This is a genomic window from Candidatus Binatia bacterium (assembly GCA_036493895.1).
In the GTDB taxonomy this organism is placed as follows: Bacteria; Desulfobacterota; Binatia; order UBA1149; family CAITLU01; genus DATNBU01.
This window is the reverse complement of the sequence record DASXOZ010000014.1, coordinates 1-17344: the sequence shown is the minus strand read 5'-3', so window position 1 is coordinate 17344 and position 17344 is coordinate 1. Positions and strand designations below refer to the sequence as shown.

Genomic DNA, 17344 nt, shown 5'->3' with positions numbered 1-17344 from the left:
GTGCCTGACCCCATTCGCCTGGTGCCTGACCCCATTCGCCTGGTGCCTGACCCCACCGCTCACGCCACCCCGCCCCGTGGCCTGGCGATCGAAGTCATGGCCCGCACGAGCTGCCCTCTGAGGATCTCGTCCGAGCGCGTGTTCCAGCCGCGGGTCTGCACGAGCAGGGGCCTGAGCAGGTGGAAGCCCAGCACCGCGCTGGTCAGCAGCGTGGTCAGCGCCGCCGCATCCACCCGGCTCGCTCCCGGCATGCCCTCGCGCAGGCGATCGATCATCGAGTCGAGCGCCTCGCGGTCGCGCTGGACCTCGCGCGAGACCTCTTCGGCGCCGAGCAGTCCCTTCAGAAGGCCCCAGGCCATCAGACGTGCGAAGCCGGGCTTTCGCAGGTACGTATCGAAAACGACGACGACTGCCGGCGCCTGGGGATCCCAGAATTCGCCCGTCTCCTGGATACGGCGGATCTCGCGGCCGATCTGCCTCAGCGTGCGGCGAAGCACTTCGCGCAGCAGTCCTTCCTTGCCGCCGAAATAGTGGTGGATCAGGCCGAAAGAGACTCCGGCGTCGCGCCCGAGCTCGGCAAGGCCGAAACCGTCCGGGCCCTTGCGGTCGAGCAGCACCTCGGCGGCATCGAGGATGTCGCCGATCGTCTGTTCACGATTTCGCCGCCGCAGCGGCCGCGGGCTGGCGCCCGCTTCTGCCGCTTTCGCCGCCTGCGCCGTTCGCGATCGGCTGCGCGCCGGCGCGGCGGTCGCAGTGGCAGCCTTGCGCGCCGCCGCGGGCGTTTTCGCAGGGACGCGCTTGGCCACGCCGCCTTCCGCCTCAGCGCAGAACGACGCGGGCGTTCTTGACCACCGCCAGGCCGCGCTCTTTGACCTCGGCCTCGCACAGCACGTCGGTCGGCGAATCCTTCCACATCTTCACGACGATCGTCTCGCCCGGCATCACCGGCGCCGAAAAACGCGCCTTGATCGAGCGGAAGCGCGACGGATCGCCGTCGCAGAATGCGTCGATGACGGCGCGCGCGACGTTGCCGTACGTGCACAGGCCGTGGAGGATCGGCCGGTCGAAGCCGCCGAATGCCGCGAACTGCGGATCGATGTGCAGCGGGTTGTAGTCCCCGCTCAGGCGGTAGATCACCGCCTGGTGCGGCATCGTCGGCAGCTCGCGCACGGCGTCGGGCTCACGCGTCGGAGCTTCGTTTCCCGGCGGCGGGCCGGCCGGTCCGCCGAAGCCGCCTTCGCCGCGCACGAAGATGCCGAACTCGTTGCGGAACAGCTCGTCGCCCGACTTGGTCTTCGTCGTCGCGACCAGCGTGACCAGGGCTCCCTTGCCCTTGTCGAAGATGCCCGTGACCTTGGCGCTGGTGACCGTGTCGGCGCGCGTCGGAATCTCGCGGCACAGCATCTCGGTCATCTGTTCGCCGTGCAGGATCATCATCGGGTTGATGTCGAAGCCCGGCACCGACAGCACGCCGGTCAGCGCAGGAAACGCCGGCACCACGCCCCAGGTCGGGAGCACCTTGAGCTGGTTCTCGTACGTGTAGCGCAGCACGTTCTCGCTCGTCGGCACCTCGCCGACGCCGACGCCGAGCCCGAGCGCGTACAGGATCACATCGCGCTCCTTCCATTCGAAGGGCATCGCGGCCAGCTCCTGGCCGAGCACTTTCTGGACGTCGATCGGCATCGCCCGTTCCTCAGCTCATGCAGTGGGCGAGCGTGGCCTGGGTCGACTCTCCGATCGAGCGCAGCACCTGGGCGTCGGTCATGTCGTTGATCTTCGACCACGCCGCCGCGACGGCTTCGACCGAGATGTCGTCGGGATTCATCGCCAGTCCCTTGCTGCGCAGGCTCTCGATGCGGCACACCGCGCCTGCGCCGACCTCGTAGAGCTCGCCGTTGACGTCGATGTTCTCCGAGCAGAGGTAGACGACCAGCGGCGAGACGCACTCGGGCTTGAGCTTCTCGAGCACGAACGCCGGCATCAGCGACTCGGTCATGCGACTGGCCGCAACCGGCGCGATCATGTTGACGCGGATGTTGTGCTTCTCGCCTTCGAGCGCGAGCGTCTGACCGAGACCGACAAGTCCCATCTTGGCCGCGGCGTAGTTGGTCTGGCCAAAATTGCCGTAAATGCCCGAGGCCGACGACGTCAGCACGACGCGACCGTACTTCTGCTCGCGCATGTGGCCCCACGCCGCCTTCGTGCAGTAGTAGGCGCCCTTGACGTGCACGGCGAAGACGAGGTCCCAGTCGGCGTCGGTCATGTTGACGAACGACTTGTCGCGCAGGATGCCGGCGTTGTTGACGAGGATGTCGATCTTGCCGAACGCGTCGATCGCGCTCTTGACGATGCCGCCCGCACCTTCCTCGGTGGATACCGAATCGTAGTTGGCGACGGCCTTGCCGCCCATCGCCTTGATCTCGGCGACGACCTTGTCGGCCATCTCCGAGCCCTTGCCCTCGCCCTTGAACGAGCCGCCGAGATCGTTGACGACGACGTTGGCGCCGTGCTTGGCGAAGAGGAGGGCGTGGGTGCGACCGAGACCGCCGCCTGCGCCCGTGACGACCGCCGTGCGGCCCTTCAGTCCGAAATCTGCCATCGCGAAAATCCTCCGTGGAATTGAGGCGCTCGCCTCGCGTGCGCCGAATGTGGGCGCGCTTATATGCAGGGTCTTGCAAATAGTAAAGGTGCGTGGAAAGACCCCCGGCCATGGAATTCGGGTTCAGCGCAGACCAGGAGCAGCTCCGGGCCCAGGTCCGGCGCTTTCTCGATGCCGAGTGTCCGCTCGAGCGCGTGCGTACGATCATGACGTCGCGCGAACCGCACGACACGGGCCTCTGGAAGAAGATGGCCGAGCTCGGCTGGCAGGCCCTCGTCATTCCGCAGCAGTACGGCGGCCTCGGTCTTGCGTGGGAAGACCTCGTCGTCCTGGCCGAGCAGGCAGGGATGAGCTTGCTGCCGTCGCCGCTGCTCGCCGATGCGGCCGCCGCAAGGGCCCTTTGCGCCATGGGCTCCGAAGAACAGAAGGAGCGCTGGCTGCCCTCCATCGCGTCGGGAGAGACGATCGCGACGCTGGCGGTGCTCGAAGAGAGCGACGATCTCTCCGAGAACGGCGTCACACTCGAGGCCGCGTCTTCCCCGGGCGGTGTCACGCTCGGCGGCAGGAAGATGTTCGTGCCGTGGGGCCAGGCTGCCGATCTATTTCTCGTTGCGGCGCGCGAAGGCGCCGGCGTCAGCCTCTTCGCGGTTCCCGCCGGCAGCGCGGGCATCACCGTCACGCCGCTGAAGCTCGTGGACGCAACGATTCGTGCAGCCGAAGTCGTTTTCGACGGCGTGGTCGTCCAGGACTCTTCGCGGCTCGGCGAAAAGGGCCGCGCCTGGCCGGCGCTCTCGCGCGTGCTCGATGCGGCGACCGTGACGCTCGCGGCCGAAATGGTCGGCGCCGCCGATGCCGCGCTTCGCCTGGCCACCGAGTACGCGAAAGTGCGAAAGCAGTTCGGCCAGCCGATCGGTCGTTTCCAGGGCGTCAAGCACCGCCTGGCCGAAATCCTCGTCGACGTCGAGTCGTCGCGCTCGCTGGTCTACTACGCTTCGTGGGCCGTCGATCACCTCGAAGACGCTCGCGCACAGGTTTCGATGGCGAAGGCTTACGCTTCGATCGCGCTCGATCGCGCCGGCGAAGACGGAATCCAGATCCACGGTGCGGTCGGTTTTACGTGGGAGTGCAACGCGCACCTCTATTACAAGCGCGGCCGCGTGTGCCGCAGCATCGACGGCACGCCCGAATACCACCACGAGCGCCTGCTCGCGTGCCAGGGATTGTAAGGGCGACGCGCCGCCAGCGTTGTCCCGCGAGTCTCCGAGGAGCTGCAATGGATTTCTCGTTTTCCGAGCGTGAAGAAGCTTTCCGCCGCGAGGTGCGCGAGTTCCTCGCGGCGAGCAATCCGAACACCGGCGCCGAAGGCGGCGAGGACATCGAATCGGCGATGGACCGCCTGCCGAAGCTGCTCGCGTGGAACCAGGCCCTGCACGAGAAGGGCTGGGTCGGCTTTTCGTGGCCGAAAGACGTCGGAGGCGGGGGCGGCGGCCTGATCGAGCAGATGATCCTCAAGCAGGAGTGCGGCAGCGCACGCGCGCCGATGCTCGGCCTTTCGTACATGGGCCTTGCGTGGGTAGGCCCCGGCATCGTCAAGTACGGCAGCGACGAGCAGAAGAAGCGCTTCATTCCTCCGATCCTCAAGGCCGAAGAGCACTGGTGCACGGGCTACTCCGAGCCCGGCTCCGGCAGCGATCTTGCTTCGCTCCAGTGCAAGGCCGTGCGCGACGGCGACCACTACGTGATCACCGGCCAGAAGATCTGGACCTCGCTTGCGATGTGGGCGCAGTGGATGATCCTGCTCGTACGAACCGACTCCAGCTCCACCAAGCACCACGGGATCACCTGCGTGCTGGTGCCGATGAATTCGCCCGGCATCGAGGTGAAGCCGATCCGCACGATGAACGGCGAGACGCCGTTTGCCGAAGTGTTCTTCAACGACGTGCGCGTGCCGGTGGCCAACCGCCTCGGCGCCGAAGGACAGGGCTGGGAAGTCACCAAGCACGCGCTGGCCAACGAGCGCAGCTCGATCGCCGAAGTCACGGCAATGGTCCACGCCCTGGAGGACCTGAAGGGCCTTGCCGCGCGGTGCAGCCGCGGCGGACGCCGCGCGATCGAAGATCCGTTCGTGCGCCAGCGCCTCGCGCGCATGGAGACGATGATCGAGGCGATGCGGCTTACCGGGCTGCGCTTTCTCACGCGCCAGCTTCGCGGCGAGGAGGTCGGCGCCGAGACGTCGGTCAACAAGCTCCTTCGCGCCGAGCTCGAAGTGGAAATCGGCCGCCTGTCGCTCGAGATCGAAGGTCGCTACGGCGGCCTGGCCAAGGGCTCGGCCGCCGTCGTCGACGGCGGGCGCTGGCAGCACCAGATGCTCTCGTGGCCCGCTTACGTGATCGGCGGCGGTACGCCGAACATCCAGAAGAACGTGATCGCCGAACGGCTGCTCGGCCTGCCGCACGATTAGCCGCTCCGATTTCGCCGGCTGCGCAAAGAGAGTAAGCAGGACGTTCGCGCGAATCGGTGCCTTTCCGACGCCGCTTGCCGCGAAGGACCAACGAGATGCCCGACAAAACGCCCGCGCAGAAGTTCTGGAAGTTCCTCGGCGAGAGCAGCTTCTACAAGAACGTCGGCAAGCTGCACACCAGGCTCTACCGTATGACCGGAGGACGCTTCGGCCATCGCACCGGGCCCGTCAGCAACCTGCTGCTGACGACGAAAGGACGAAAGACCGGACAGATGCGCACCTGTCCCCTGTCGTACATTACCGACAGCAATCGCTACGTGCTGATCGCGTCCAACGGCGGCAACGAGAAGCATCCGGTCTGGTACCTGAACCTGCAGGCGCAGCCGCACGCGACCATCGAAGTCGGTGCGAGGAAAATGGAAGTCGTGGCCGGAGTCGCCGGCGGGGAGGAGCGCGCGAGGCTCTGGGACGCCGCGGTGCGCTCCAATCCCCAGTACGCCGTGTACAAGAGCATTACACCGAGGGAGATTCCCGTCGTCGTGCTGACGCCGGCCGTGTGAGCGCGGAGACAGGCGCCGCGCCAAGTGCGCGGCGCAGCGACGCGTGCAGGCGCGCCCGTTGACGCAGGACGAATCGGACGCATTTTTTCGAGCAAGACAGACGAGCCGGATGATCCGGCGCAGCCGGCACGATCGGCACACCCGATACTATCAAGCACGATCAAGGAAGGAGAAAGACCATGGGAACCGCATACATCATCGACGCCGTGCGCACGCCGCGAGGCAAGGGCAAGCAGACCGGCGGTCTGGCCGGGCTTCATCCTCACCAGCTTCTCGGCACCTGCCTCAAAGCGCTCGTCGACCGCAACGGTTTCGATCCGAAGGACGTCGAGGACGTGGTTGCCGGCTGCGTCACGCCGGTGGCCGAGCAGGGCGGCGTCGTCTCGCGCTTCGCGGTGCTGGACGCGGGTTGGCCGAACGAAGTCACCGGCGTGCAGCTCAACCGCTACTGCGGCTCCGGCCAGCAGGCGGTCAACTTCGCGCTGATGGGCGCCGCTTCCGGAATGCAGGACCTCGTCGTCGGCGGCGGAGTCGAGCAGATGTCGCGCCTGCCGATGGGAGCCGACAAGTCGGGCCTGGATGCGCACAACCGCCACCTGCGCGAGGCGCATCCGCTCGTCCCTCAGGGCATTTCGGCCGACCTCATCGCGGCTCGCGAGGGTTTCTCGCGTACGGATTGCGACAAGTTCGGGCTGCGAAGCCAGCTGAACGCCAAGCGCGCCCAGGCCGAAGGCCGCTTCTCGAAGAGCCTGCTGCCGGTGCGCGACTACGACGGCAACGTCGTGCTCGACGTCGACGAGTTCCCGCGCCCGGAGACGACGCTGGAAGGCCTGGGCAGGCTCGAGCCGTCGTTTGCCGGGATGGGCGGCTACGTGCAGAAGGGCGACACGCTGTCCTTCGACGACAAGGCGAAGCAGGTGTACCCGAACGTCAAGGAAATCCCGCACGTGCACACCGCCGGCACCTCGAGCGGCATCGTCGACGGCGCTTCGGCGGTGCTCGTCGCGTCGCAGAAGTACGTCAAGGAGCACGGCCTCACGCCTCGTGCGAAAGTCCTCTCGATGGCGACCATCGGCGACGAGCCGGTGATCATGCTGACTGCTCCCGCTCCGGCTTCCGAGCGTGCCCTGAAGAAAGCCGGCATGACGTGGAAGGACATCGACCTGTTCGAGGTCAACGAGGCTTTCGCGGCCGTCGTGCTCAAGTTCCTCAAGGAATCGGGCGTCGATCCCGACCGCGTCAACGTCAACGGCGGCGCGATCGCACTCGGGCATCCACTCGGCGCGACCGGCGGCATGCTGATCGGGACGGCGCTGGACGAGCTGGAAAGGACGGACAAGCAGACGGCGCTGGTGACGATGTGCATCGGCGGCGGCATGGGAATCGCGACGATTCTCGAGCGCTGCTGACGCGCCGTCGCGCGCGATCCGCGCGACACCTGGTCGTTTGCATCCGGGGCAGAGCGCTGCACTTTTTGTAGCGCTCTGCCTCGGAGGAAGATTCAGACCTCGCGCACCTGGTAGCCGGCGCGCGGGAAATGCACCGCGACGCGGCCGACGGCTGGATCCTCGCGCTCGATGACCATTTCGTGCGGCCGGAGTGCGAGCAGGCGGCCGACGAAGACGTCCGTCGGCAAGTCGTCCGAGCAGATGCCGACCCGTTTTCCGAGCCGCAGCCCGGATGGATCGTCGGACGCCGAATCGCCGACGTCGGCAGGCTCGCTCGAGCGCGCCAGCGCCATCGCGTCTTCCCCGCTCATCGCCACCGGATTGCCGCTTCCCATCGCGTCGATTCGCGAAAACCACGCCGCCAGGTTCGGCTTCGAAAAGATGAGCTGCGCCGAAGCGGGATCGCTGCGCACGAACCACAGTGTGTGGTAGAGCGCCGCGTCGGCGACGCTGAACGCGTCGCCGAGCACGTGCGCGGCCCGCGACAGCGAATCGTCGAGCATCGTGCACGCGGAGGCCAGCGCACCGCGCGAGCCGGGCACGGCGGCGCGCAGCACCTCGAGGTTCATCTGCGGGAACATCTTGCGCCGGTCGTCGAAGAGCTCGGACGGGATGATGTCGGCCATTGCCGTGAACACCAGCGCCACCGTCGAGAAGAACAGCGTCTTGTCGGCCCACATCGCCAGGCCCTCGGCCGCGGCGATGTTGCCGCCGGGATGGATCGACGGCGACGGATGGTGACGCTCGATGGTGCGCGCGATCAGCGCGCTGTCGCAGTAGACGTCGGCGCCGATCTGCAGCACCGGGATGCGCCGGTAGCCGCCGGTCATCGGCGTCAGGTGGGGCTTGGGCATCCACGCCGGCTGGTCCACTTCGCGGTAAGTGAGGTTCTTCAGCGCGAAGATCTTGCGGATCTTCTCGGAGAACGGCGACATCGCGTACTGATGGAAGACGAGCTCGCTCATGACGGCGGCTTCTAGCGGTCCGGCCGACCTCAGCCAACAACAGGGCTCATTTGGCAGTGGCGCCGCTTCCGTCGGACGCGTGCCCGCGCTCTACTTGCAGCCGATGCCGGTCGACTACATCGCGCGGACCCGAGAGCTCTACGACCCGCTCCCGCCGTACCGCTGGACGGACAATCGCGGCCGCCCGGTGCCCTGGACGCCGCTTGCAAAGCCCGTTTCAGCCTGCCGCGTCGCGCTCGTCGCCAGCGGAGGGGTGTACGTCGAAGGTCAGCAGCCTTTCCATTTCAAGGACGACACGTCGATCCGCATCGTGCCGGCGGACACCGAAGTTTCGCGGCTTCGAGTCGCGCACTTCGGTTATCCCACTGCCGATGCGCAGAGGGACCCGAACTGCGTGTTTCCGATCGACAGGCTGCGCGAGTTGCGCGCGGACGGCGCAATCGCGGATATCGCGCCCGACGCCGTCACGTTCATGGGAGGAATCTACTCCCAGCGTCGCGTCGAGGAAGAGCTCGTCCCGCAGGTCATCGATTGCATCGCCAGGCAGAACGTCGACCTGTGTTACATCGTTCCCGCTTGACCGGTCTGCCACCAGACGGTCGGTCTGGTCGCAAGGGCGCTGGAGGAAACGGGAGTGGCGACGCTGACGATGACGGTCGGTCGCGACATCACTGCCCAGGTTCGGCCGCCGCGCGCGGTGTTCGTCGATTATCCGATGGGCGACGAGATCGGCAGGCCGGGCAACGTCGAGGAGCAGCGGCGCATCGTGCGCGGAGCGTTCGCTGCGCTGGATCGCATGACGGAGCCGGGCATGATCGTCGATCTTGGCCTCGCCTTGGACGGGCAGGCTCCCGACGGGCGGCCGTGGCGCGACTGGGTCTATACGAAGGAGTTCCGGCGCCACCACATGCGGACGCGCGAAGGAACCAAGGCGTCGTAAACGCTGGTCGCCGCCGGCACGGCCTTGCGGGGGATTCGCATCGATGAAGAGCAGATCGCTACGGGTGTTCGCCGTCCTGTTCGGGCTCCTCGCGCTTTCCGATCTCACCAAGCCGCTCGAGATGAAGCCCGAGCACGGCCTGGTGTTCCTCGGTCGCCGCCTGCACGGCACGCCCGACCTCGTCATCGCGCCGCTGTTTGCCGTCTACCTCGGGATTTATGCGTGGGGGCTGTGGGGCTCGCGGCGCTTCGCGCTGCCGATGGGCATTCTTTACGCGGGCTGGGTGCCGCTGAACATGTACCTGTTCACCGTGCGCTCTCCCGAAGAGCTCGGCACCAATTCCCTGTTCGGCGTCACGTACATGATCCTGGCGACGACCGTGTCGCTCGGCGCCGCCTTTGCGCTGCTGCGCGCAGCGCCGCAATTGCGCTGAAGCGCGTGCATGGTCGGGGCGACTCGAACCCGCCGCCTCGCGGCTCGGGTGCTACTGCGCCAGCAGCTCGCGCACGACGATGAAGTAGCTCTTCATCTCGCGGCCGCGACGAACCGCGGAGCCGATGAAGACGTCGGCCGCTACCCGCCGCATGTAGTCGAGCATGTCGGCGTAAATGAACCGCGACAGCCCCGCCTTGTTCGTGCGCACTTCCGGCCACGCAGGCAGCGTCTTTTCGGGAAGCATCGTGTAGTCGAAGGCTGCGCCGCCGAGCGCCGCCTGCGGCGTGTCGTGCAGCACGTAATACCCCGAGCCGATCCACTGGCGGATCTTCGTCTCGTTGTACCCCCATGCGACGTGATCGCCGGCAGAGTCAGGCCGGAAGCAGATTTTCTGGAACTCGCTGAACGCCGGGAGCGAGTTCTTGCCATGGAAGATGACAGGACGCAGCGCGGGATAATCCGGCGGCACCATCTGGTCGGTGTCGACCCGGGTCGCGCCGAGGCATGCAGTCCACAGCGCGGCCTGGAGGCGGGTCCCGCCGAGGCTGCGGCATTCGGCGATGCGTTCGGGGAGAGTGAGGTTGTCGAGAAACGCAGCGATTTCGGCGCCGTCGGGCAAGGGGCGCGAAACCAGTTCCTTGAGCGTGGCGCCCACCTGTGTCATTGGACAGACTCCTCCGTGCGCCCATGCCGGGCGTACGACGCGGCGGATCATAGCAGCGAAGAGGCCGGTGGCAACGACGCTGCTCGGGCTGCCGCCGCGCGAAGGCACGCCCGGCGCCCGTCCAGAGAGCGGGCAGGACATGCCGCGACAGGCAGGATAGAATCGGCCGCGCAGCCGGCAGACGCGAAGGAAGACAGACGTGCTCGGTCCAACTTCGATGCGCATCCTCAAGCACGCGGTCCAGGTCATGCGGCCGCGAGGCGGCGTTTTCGACATCGACGTCGACGAAGAGGTCTGCCAGTCGATGGTCGGCTTCCTCGAGTATCTTCCCGCGCCGACCCGCCTCAGTTTCCCGCTCGGCCTGCGTCTTCTCGAGTACGGTCCGTTCCTGTTCCGCGAGGGCTTCCGCACGTTCTCGTCGATGGACGACGAGACGGCCGCCCGCTACCTGCACCACTGGGAGAGGGCCGGCAGCGCACCGTCGCTGCTGTACCAGGGAGTGCGCGCGCTGGTCTTCGTCTGCTTCTACCAGCACCCGAAGATCCTCGAGGCCATGGAAGTGGACTGGCAGGGCCGCGCCGACGAGCGCGTGCGGTTTCGTGCGAGCGTGATGCAGCAGCGCATCCTGCACGAAGCCGCCGAAGCGAACGCGGCCGCGGTGGCTCGCGCAGCAGCCACGCCCGCGGCCGAGGCGGCCGGCGACGGCAGCTACGAAGAGACGCGAAGCAGGGTCTCGGCCGGAGGCGCGTCGTGACGACGATGCCGGCTTCCGATTCCGATCCGGTGCCGCCGGAATTCTCGCTCGAGTATCCGAACGTGCACGACGGCCGTACGTTTACCGGCCATCGTCGCATCGTCACCGACGCCGTCGTCGTCGGCAGCGGCGCCGGCGGAGCACCGGCGGCGGCGATGCTTCGCGACGCGGGCTACGACGTCGTGCTCGTCGAGGAAGGCGGCCTGCACCGCACCGAGACGTTCCGCACCGATCCCATCTCGTCGCTTCAGCGCCTGTACCGCGACGCAGGCACGTCGTCGATCATGGGCCGCCCGCCGATTCTGTTTGCGGAGGGCCGCTGCGTCGGCGGCTCGACGACCGTCAACGGCGGCATGTCGTGGCCTACCCCCGAGCGTGTGCTCGCGCAGTGGAGCGAAGATTTCCATCTCGAAGCCACCAGTGCCGCAGCGATGGCGCCGTGGTTCGAGCGGGCCCAGAAGATCCTGCACGTCGAGTTCCAGAACAGGGATACGTTCGGCCGCAACGACGAGCTGTTCGTCGCGGGCGCGACGCGCCTCGGCTGGCGCATCGAAGACAACCCGCGCGACATGCACCGCTGCGTCGGGCTCAACAACTGCGGCTTCGGCTGTCCTACCGGTGCCAAGCGCTCGATGCTCGTCACCGAGATCCCGCGCACGCTCTGCGCCGGCACCAGCCTCATTACGTACGCGAAAGTGAACCGCGTGATCTTTCGCGGCTCGCGCGCGGTCGGCGTTCGCGGCTACTTCGTCGACGAGCGCGGACGTCGCCGCACGACGAGCGGCGTGCGGCTTGGAAGCTTCGAGATCTATGCCGACCTCGTCGTGCTCGCCGCCGGGGCGAGGCACTCGCCGGGCATCCTGATGCGAAGCGGCGTGTTCGGCGGCCAGGTCGGCCGCGGCCTGCACACGCATCCCAATGCGAAGGTCGTCGGAGTTTTCGAGGAGCGCGTCAACCCGTGGGTCGGCGCCCACCAGGCCCACCAGATCCACCAGTTCCTCGACGACGGGATCCTGCTCGCGTACGCGGGCGTGCCTCCCGGCATCCTGGCCACCGGCATTCCCGGCTTCGGTCGCGAGCACGCCGAGCGCATGGCGCTGTACAACTACATGATGACGGCAGGATGCCTCATCGAGGACACGGGCGTCGGGCGCGTCGGCCTCGGGCCGGACCTCGAGCCGTGGATGAGCTTCCGCCTCTCGCCGCGCGACGTCGAGACGATCCATCGCGGCGTGAGGATGTCGGCCGAACAGATGTTCGCGGCTGGCGCCAAGGCCGTGCTGCTGCCGTTCGGCGACCTCGCCGAGCTGAAGAGCGCGGACGAGCTCGGACGCATCGATGCCAGGCCGCGCAAACGCCACAACATCGAGCTGATGACGGTGCACATCATGAGCAGCGCGCGCATGTCGCGCGATCGCCGCGACGGTGTCGTCGATGCGTGGGGACGCGTGCACGGACTCGAGGGCCTCGCGATCGCCGACGCGAGCATCATCCCGTCGTCGATCGGCGTGAACCCGATGGAAACCATCGTCGCCCTGTCGCTGCGCTGCGCCGAGCGCTGGGCCGACGATCTCGCCCGCTCGCGGCAACCGGCTTCGCGGCCGGTGGCCGCCTGAACCAACGGAGCACTACCGTGGCCCCCTTATCCCGTTCCGACGCCGACCTGATCCGCGACGTCCATCCTGTTCGCCGCATCATGCCGTTCGTGATGCCGACGCGCACCGAGTCGGCCGTGCTCTGCTGCGAGCAGGTTCTGGCTGCGCCGTCGCAGGCATTCCTCGCCAAAACGAACGCGACGCGCCCCGCCGAGCGGCCGGCCTCGCTGTTCCACATGGTGCTCCGCGCCGTTGCGCTGGCCTTCCACGAGCGGCCCCGCGCCAACCGGTTCGTTGCCGGCGGACGCTACTGGCAGCGGCGCGGCGTCTGGATCTCGTTCTCCGGCAAGAAGGGCATGAGCGACAGCGCGCCGATCTACACGGCCAAGCGCCTTTTCCCGGAAGGGGAGAGCTTTACGGACCTCGTCGACTCGATCTGGGACGCGCAACTCGCAGGCCGCTCCGACAGGGAGAGCGACACCGACCGCGAGATCAACCTGCTGCTGAAGATGCCGCCGTTCCTGCTCAGCCGCTTCGTCCGGATCGGGCGCTGGCTGAACGAGCGCAACCTGTTTCCCAAAGTGATGATCGACAACGATCCGCTGTTCGCCTCCGCATTCGTCGCCAATCTCGGCAGCGTCGGCATCGACGCCTGCTATCATCACAACTACGACTACGGCACGATCCCCGTCTTCATCACGATCGGCCGCCTGAAAAAGGTTCCCGTCGTGGACGACGACGGCAAAATCGTCGCGGCCGAGGTGTTCGACCTCAAGTACACGTACGACGAGAGAACCGAAGACGGGTTCTACGTTTCGCGCGCGCTCGCGGGGATCAAGCGAAGGCTGGAAAGTCCCGACCAGCTCTAACGGGTTGCACCTGCGGATCAGCCCGCGCTGCGGATGCGCTCGGCAAGAGCCTGCAGCTCGGCGCCGTTCAGGTCCGAGACCAGCCAGTAGCTCATGCCGGCGCGGCTCCACTCGATGATCTGGTAGCCCTGGCGCGAAAGCGTGCGGGGCGGCGAGTCGTCATCCTTGGCCGCCGGCCACGTGAACAGGTTGATCACGTGCTGCTGGCGCCGGTAGACGACGGCAGCGACCGGTCGCCCGGACAGATAGTCGAGACGGCCGCCGACCAGCGGGAAACCGTCCGCGGTGGTGTCTGCAACCAGCGGCGAGAAATCGAGCTTTCCGCCGAACCACGGCTTGACCGTGTGGCGGTCCGAGGACGGCACGTCGGTCAGGTGGTCCGCCATCATCGAGCGAACGTGGCCGGCAACGACATCGCGAACGAGCGCGTCTTCGCCCGGATTCGTGTTCCAGGTCGCGACGACGAGCAGGGAAGCAGCCCACGCGAGCGCGACGGCCGCGAACTGCCGGCGCGCGATGCCTCGTGCCGCCGCGACAGGAGCGGCCGCCCGCATCTGCTGTTGCAACACCTGGTGAAGATTGTCGGGCGCACGATACGACAGTGCCCGGATGTCGGCTGGGTTCATCGCTCTTCTCCTTCATGCAGGGCGAGCAGGCGCTGCACCCGCGCCCTTGCGCGCGACAGGCGCGACATCACGGTGCCGATCGGGACTCCGGCTGCATCGGCGATGTCCTGGTACGAAAGCCCCTCGAGCTCCCTCAGCACGATCGCTTCGCGGAACTCGTCGGGAAGCGCTTCGAGCGCTTTGCGCACGCGGCCGAGATCGTCGTGCAGGATCGACAGCAGCTCCGGACCTCGCGCCATGTCCGCTTCGCCGGCATGCTCGTCCTCGTCGAGAGGCTCGGTGCGCCGCGAGCCGTTGCGGTGCGCCCACGAGTAGAACGTGTTGCGCACGATGCTGAGCAGCCACGGCTTGGCGTCGCCCTGCAGCGTCGGAAAAAAACGGATCGCGCGCGCGTAGGATTCCTGGGTGATGTCCCAGGCGTCGGCATCGTTCCTGGCAAGCCATCTTGCCAGGTTCCAGGCCGAGTCGAGGTGCGGCAGCAGCGCTGCCTCGAGTTGTCGTGACGTGGTCGCCGGTTCCATTTTCGAGTTCTGCGTCGAAATCCGCGTCGAAATCCGCGACGGGCACACGCTTCCAGGCATGGGAGCGCGCGCGCTGCGTACCTTTCCCGCAATTACGCAAGACCAGGGCGGGAGCGATTCTATTCCCGGGGCGGCGATTTTCGGAAAGTGGCCCCGGGCGAGGGCGTCCAGGCGGCACGATCGTGCACGATCCTTGGAAGAACCGGGAATAAGCGGCCTCGTCGGCCAGTCGGCACGACAAGGAGAAAGCCGATGAAATCATCCGACCGCCGCTCCCCCCTTCTTTCCGCCCTTGGCTGGCTCGCCGACTCTCCGGTGGACGCCCCGGCCTCCACGCTGCTGCTTCGCCTGATGGCAGGCGGCGTTTTCTTCTGGGAAGGGATTCTCAAGTTCGTCTACGTCAACCAGGGCATCGGCCGCTTCACGAAGCTCGGCATGCCTGTGCCGGCATTCACTGCCGACTTCGTCGCGGTGCTCGAGATCGTCGGTGGGCTGATGCTGATCACCGGGCTGGCAACGCGCCTGATTGCCGTTCCTTTCATCATCGAGATGATCGTCGCGATCCTGAGTACGAAGATCGGGATTTATCTCGGTACCTCGCCGCTGCCGCTGCCGCCGGCCCCGCCGCAGATCGGGTTCTGGGCAGTGCTTCACGAGATCCGCTCCGACTACGCGCAGATCATGACGTCGATCTTCCTGCTGATCAGCGGCCCGGGGCCTCTGTCGCTGGACGCGTGGCTCAAGTCCCGCCGAAAATCCGAGCAGCATGGCACCCAGGCTGCCTGGCAGCCGGGCGCGGCCGGCCAGCACGGGTAGTGGGGTAGTCGGGGCCCCCCTTAGGTGTATTGACAACCGGCGCCGCGCCCCGCCATGGTGGGTGGAGGCGCTGCGCCGGTTGGTGCAGCCCTGTCCATTTCCTGGGGGTTTGCACATGACGATTCGACGCTCGTTTTTCGGGGCTGCGCTCTGCGTTCTGCTGGCACCGGCCGTGCCGGCCCACGCGCTGATCAGCTTCGGTCCGCCCAAGCCGCTCAACAGCACGGCGGCCACCGACGCCGACGCCACGACGATGGACGACGACGTCGACAGCTTCGTGTCGATTGCCAACGACGGCTCTTCGCACTGGGTCGCGGCCTGGTCGTCGGACAACTCGCTGGGCAACACCATCGGCGGCGACAGCGACATCCTCGTCGAAACCTCCAGCGACGACGGCAAGTCGTGGTCGGCGGCCTTCGCGGCGATGGCCGCGGCAGCCACCGACGGCTCCGCGCCGGATACGACGCCGAAAGCTGCCTACGGCAACGGCGTGTTCGTGATCGCGTTCAGTTCGGCGAACAACCTCGGCGACAACGCGGGCAGCGACACCGACATCCTGTTCACCCGCTCGACCAACAACGGCACCTCATGGGCCGCACCCGGCCGCGTCAACAGCGGCGGCCAGGGCGACGGGAACTTCGATCTGGACGTGCAGCCGTCGATCGCAACCGACGGCGCCGGCAAATGGCTCGTCGTCTGGAAGCACGTCGCGCTCACCGCACCCACCGGCGACCAGGTTTTCTACTCGTACTCGACGAACGACGCCGTGAACTGGTCTCCCCAGCAGCCGCTCGGCATCCTGCAGACGACCAACCAGGGCAACGACCAGGGCACCGCGGTGGTGTGGAACGGCTCGGCGTTCGTCGTCGCGTGGGGAAGCGCCCAGGATCTCGGCTCCAACGGCAACGACGGCGACATTCTCGTCTCGACCGTATCGGTGCCTGCCTTCACCGCATCGGCGCCGGCGCTGCTCAACGACAGCGGTACGACCGACGGACCCAACGCGAGCGACAAGTTCCCGGCTCTTTCGGCGATGGGATCGACGATCGTCGCAGCCTGGGAGTCCAACGCGAACGTCGGCGGCTCCGGCACCGACGTCGATATCCTGTTCTCGCGCTCGACCAACGGCGGCTCGATCTGGTCTGCCGCGGCACCGCTGCCGCCGAACGCGACGACCGATGCCGGCGACGACAACAACGTCGCCCTGGCCAACGACGGAACCACGATGCTTGCGGTCTGGGATACGTCCGATCCGCTGGACAAGGCTTCGAAGAAAGACCGCGACATCTACGTGTCGCGCTCCGACGACGGCGGTCAGACCTGGAGCCCGAGGGCCACGCTCGCGACCAATGCCGCCAAGGACAAGGGAGCCGACATCCGCGCGTCGATCTCGGCGAACATCGGCAACGGCACCTGGGATGTCGCGTGGGAATCCACCGACTCCCTCGGCAAGTCGATCGGTACCGATTCCGACATTCTCTACGTGCACTCCTCGAAGGACTGTCCGGCCGTTCCGGTGGCCGCCTCGTCGTGTTTCCAGTCGATCCAGCCGGGCGCGTCCTCGATGCTGATCAAGGAAGCGGGCGCCAAGGACTCTTTTTCCTGGAAGTTCCTGAGGAGCGCCGACCTCGACAAGGCGATGGACCTCGGCAACCCGATCACGACCAACGACTACGTGATGTGCGTCTATGACGAGTCGGCAGGCGTGCCGACTCTCATCAGTGAAATCGACATGGAGGCCGGCGGCAACTGCTTCCTGGCGCCGTGCTGGACCGATATCGGCGACGGCTACACGTACAAGCACAAGTTCGGCATCGCCACATCGGCATCGTTCGTCGCGGGAACAGGCGGTACTGGGAAGGCGTACGTCAAAGGCAAGGGTGGTTTCCAGGCGCCGCTGCTGCCGCTCAACAAGGACACCCAGGTACTTGCGCGGCTGCACAAGCTCGGCTTGGGCAGCAAGTGCTTCGCGACCGATTTCTCGAACGCCTCGACCAATACGGCGACGCAGTTCAAGGCCAACGCCGACTGAGCTGCACTGCTCGATTCAACGTCGTCGTGCCGCCGGGCGGGCGCAGGCCTTGCCCGTGC

At 66.8% G+C, this 17344-nt stretch carries 19 protein-coding genes; 12 read left to right on the top strand and 7 right to left on the bottom strand.

Features of this window, described 5'->3' with window-relative positions; genetic code table 11:
• Positions 1–59 precede the first annotated feature (59 nt).
• Genes VGK20_03410 through VGK20_03400 form a run of 3 tightly spaced genes read right to left on the bottom strand, consistent with a single transcriptional unit; the run spans position 60 to position 2599 of the window.
• Positions 60–806 carry a TetR/AcrR family transcriptional regulator gene (locus tag VGK20_03410; protein HEY2773085.1) on the bottom strand — a complete coding sequence of 249 codons (747 nt, stop codon included), beginning with the start codon at positions 804–806 and terminating at the stop codon, positions 60–62.
• 13 nt (positions 807–819) lie between these two features.
• Entirely contained in the window at positions 820–1683 is an 864-nt protein-coding gene (locus VGK20_03405; GenBank protein HEY2773084.1) for a MaoC/PaaZ C-terminal domain-containing protein, read from the bottom strand.
• Between the two features lie 10 nt (positions 1684–1693).
• A complete protein-coding gene (locus tag VGK20_03400; GenBank protein HEY2773083.1) occupies positions 1694–2599 on the bottom strand; it encodes an SDR family oxidoreductase in 906 nt (301 codons plus the stop codon).
• A gap of 110 nt (positions 2600–2709) precedes the next feature.
• Between VGK20_03400 and VGK20_03395 the strand changes: the two genes are divergently transcribed.
• From VGK20_03395 to VGK20_03380, 4 genes are all read left to right on the top strand, one after another.
• Positions 2710–3825 (top strand): acyl-CoA dehydrogenase family protein, encoded by a 1116-nt coding sequence (locus tag VGK20_03395; GenBank protein HEY2773082.1) that lies wholly within the window; start codon positions 2710–2712, stop codon positions 3823–3825.
• A gap of 47 nt (positions 3826–3872) precedes the next feature.
• On the top strand, positions 3873–5060 hold the full coding sequence (locus VGK20_03390) for an acyl-CoA dehydrogenase family protein (protein HEY2773081.1): 1188 nt from the start codon (positions 3873–3875) through the stop codon (positions 5058–5060).
• Positions 5061–5155: 95 nt separating this feature from the next.
• Positions 5156–5620: a nitroreductase family deazaflavin-dependent oxidoreductase gene (locus VGK20_03385; GenBank protein HEY2773080.1), complete on the top strand. Its 465-nt coding sequence runs from the start codon at positions 5156–5158 to the stop codon at positions 5618–5620.
• Positions 5621–5799: 179 nt separating this feature from the next.
• Positions 5800–7029 (top strand): acetyl-CoA C-acetyltransferase, encoded by a 1230-nt coding sequence (locus tag VGK20_03380; protein ID HEY2773079.1) that lies wholly within the window; start codon positions 5800–5802, stop codon positions 7027–7029.
• Positions 7030–7121: 92 nt separating this feature from the next.
• On the opposite strand, the gene VGK20_03375 is transcribed toward VGK20_03380, so the two are convergent.
• Entirely contained in the window at positions 7122–8033 is a 912-nt protein-coding gene (locus tag VGK20_03375) for a glutathione S-transferase family protein (GenBank protein ID HEY2773078.1), read from the bottom strand.
• Between the two features lie 79 nt (positions 8034–8112).
• Here VGK20_03375 and VGK20_03370 point away from each other — a divergent pair, with 79 nt between their 5' ends.
• Genes VGK20_03370 through VGK20_03360 form a run of 3 tightly spaced genes read left to right on the top strand, consistent with a single transcriptional unit; the run spans position 8113 to position 9406 of the window.
• Positions 8113–8613, top strand: coding sequence for a glycine/sarcosine/betaine reductase selenoprotein B family protein (locus VGK20_03370; protein ID HEY2773077.1), 501 nt, complete (start codon positions 8113–8115; stop codon positions 8611–8613).
• Between the two features lie 54 nt (positions 8614–8667).
• Entirely contained in the window at positions 8668–8973 is a 306-nt protein-coding gene (locus tag VGK20_03365) for a hypothetical protein (GenBank protein HEY2773076.1), read from the top strand.
• 43 nt (positions 8974–9016) lie between these two features.
• Positions 9017–9406, top strand: a complete 390-nt coding sequence (locus VGK20_03360; protein HEY2773075.1) for a hypothetical protein — start codon at positions 9017–9019, stop codon at positions 9404–9406.
• 51 nt (positions 9407–9457) lie between these two features.
• Here VGK20_03360 and VGK20_03355 read toward each other — a convergent pair whose 3' ends face one another.
• Positions 9458–10072, bottom strand: coding sequence for a hypothetical protein (locus tag VGK20_03355; GenBank protein HEY2773074.1), 615 nt, complete (start codon positions 10070–10072; stop codon positions 9458–9460).
• A gap of 199 nt (positions 10073–10271) precedes the next feature.
• Between VGK20_03355 and VGK20_03350 the strand changes: the two genes are divergently transcribed.
• Genes VGK20_03350 through VGK20_03340 form a run of 3 tightly spaced genes read left to right on the top strand, consistent with a single transcriptional unit; the run spans position 10272 to position 13290 of the window.
• Positions 10272–10826: a hypothetical protein gene (locus VGK20_03350; protein ID HEY2773073.1), complete on the top strand. Its 555-nt coding sequence runs from the start codon at positions 10272–10274 to the stop codon at positions 10824–10826.
• Between the two features lie 5 nt (positions 10827–10831).
• A complete protein-coding gene (locus VGK20_03345) occupies positions 10832–12442 on the top strand; it encodes a GMC family oxidoreductase (protein ID HEY2773072.1) in 1611 nt (536 codons plus the stop codon).
• A 17-nt stretch (positions 12443–12459) separates the two neighbouring features.
• On the top strand, positions 12460–13290 hold the full coding sequence (locus tag VGK20_03340; GenBank protein HEY2773071.1) for a 2-oxo acid dehydrogenase subunit E2: 831 nt from the start codon (positions 12460–12462) through the stop codon (positions 13288–13290).
• Between the two features lie 17 nt (positions 13291–13307).
• Here the strand turns inward: VGK20_03340 and VGK20_03335 are convergent, their stop codons facing one another.
• Both VGK20_03335 and VGK20_03330 read right to left on the bottom strand, forming a co-directional pair.
• Positions 13308–13916, bottom strand: a complete 609-nt coding sequence (locus VGK20_03335; GenBank protein ID HEY2773070.1) for an anti-sigma factor — start codon at positions 13914–13916, stop codon at positions 13308–13310.
• A complete protein-coding gene (locus tag VGK20_03330; GenBank protein ID HEY2773069.1) occupies positions 13913–14437 on the bottom strand; it encodes a sigma-70 family RNA polymerase sigma factor in 525 nt (174 codons plus the stop codon). Before VGK20_03330 ends, VGK20_03335 begins: the two co-directional genes overlap by 4 nt.
• Positions 14438–14689: 252 nt before the next feature.
• Between VGK20_03330 and VGK20_03325 the strand changes: the two genes are divergently transcribed.
• A complete protein-coding gene (locus VGK20_03325) occupies positions 14690–15253 on the top strand; it encodes a DoxX family protein (protein ID HEY2773068.1) in 564 nt (187 codons plus the stop codon).
• A 115-nt stretch (positions 15254–15368) separates the two neighbouring features.
• Positions 15369–17285, top strand: coding sequence for a hypothetical protein (locus VGK20_03320; GenBank protein HEY2773067.1), 1917 nt, complete (start codon positions 15369–15371; stop codon positions 17283–17285).
• The last annotated feature ends 59 nt before the right edge of the window (positions 17286–17344 follow it).

Coding starts and splice junctions, on each gene's coding strand:
- VGK20_03405 (HEY2773084.1), bottom strand. CDS start 1,683: ATGCCGATCGACGTCCAGAAAGTGCTCGGCCAGGAGCTGGCCGCGATG.
- VGK20_03400 (HEY2773083.1), bottom strand. CDS start 2,599: ATGGCAGATTTCGGACTGAAGGGCCGCACGGCGGTCGTCACGGGCGCA.
- VGK20_03395 (HEY2773082.1), top strand. CDS start 2,710: ATGGAATTCGGGTTCAGCGCAGACCAGGAGCAGCTCCGGGCCCAGGTC.
- VGK20_03390 (HEY2773081.1), top strand. CDS start 3,873: ATGGATTTCTCGTTTTCCGAGCGTGAAGAAGCTTTCCGCCGCGAGGTG.
- VGK20_03385 (HEY2773080.1), top strand. CDS start 5,156: ATGCCCGACAAAACGCCCGCGCAGAAGTTCTGGAAGTTCCTCGGCGAG.
- VGK20_03380 (HEY2773079.1), top strand. CDS start 5,800: ATGGGAACCGCATACATCATCGACGCCGTGCGCACGCCGCGAGGCAAG.
- VGK20_03375 (HEY2773078.1), bottom strand. CDS start 8,033: ATGAGCGAGCTCGTCTTCCATCAGTACGCGATGTCGCCGTTCTCCGAG.
- VGK20_03360 (HEY2773075.1), top strand. CDS start 9,017: ATGAAGAGCAGATCGCTACGGGTGTTCGCCGTCCTGTTCGGGCTCCTC.
- VGK20_03355 (HEY2773074.1), bottom strand. CDS start 10,072: ATGACACAGGTGGGCGCCACGCTCAAGGAACTGGTTTCGCGCCCCTTG.
- VGK20_03345 (HEY2773072.1), top strand. CDS start 10,832: ATGCCGGCTTCCGATTCCGATCCGGTGCCGCCGGAATTCTCGCTCGAG.
- VGK20_03335 (HEY2773070.1), bottom strand. CDS start 13,916: ATGAACCCAGCCGACATCCGGGCACTGTCGTATCGTGCGCCCGACAAT.
- VGK20_03330 (HEY2773069.1), bottom strand. CDS start 14,437: ATGGAACCGGCGACCACGTCACGACAACTCGAGGCAGCGCTGCTGCCG.
- VGK20_03325 (HEY2773068.1), top strand. CDS start 14,690: ATGAAATCATCCGACCGCCGCTCCCCCCTTCTTTCCGCCCTTGGCTGG.
- VGK20_03320 (HEY2773067.1), top strand. CDS start 15,369: ATGACGATTCGACGCTCGTTTTTCGGGGCTGCGCTCTGCGTTCTGCTG.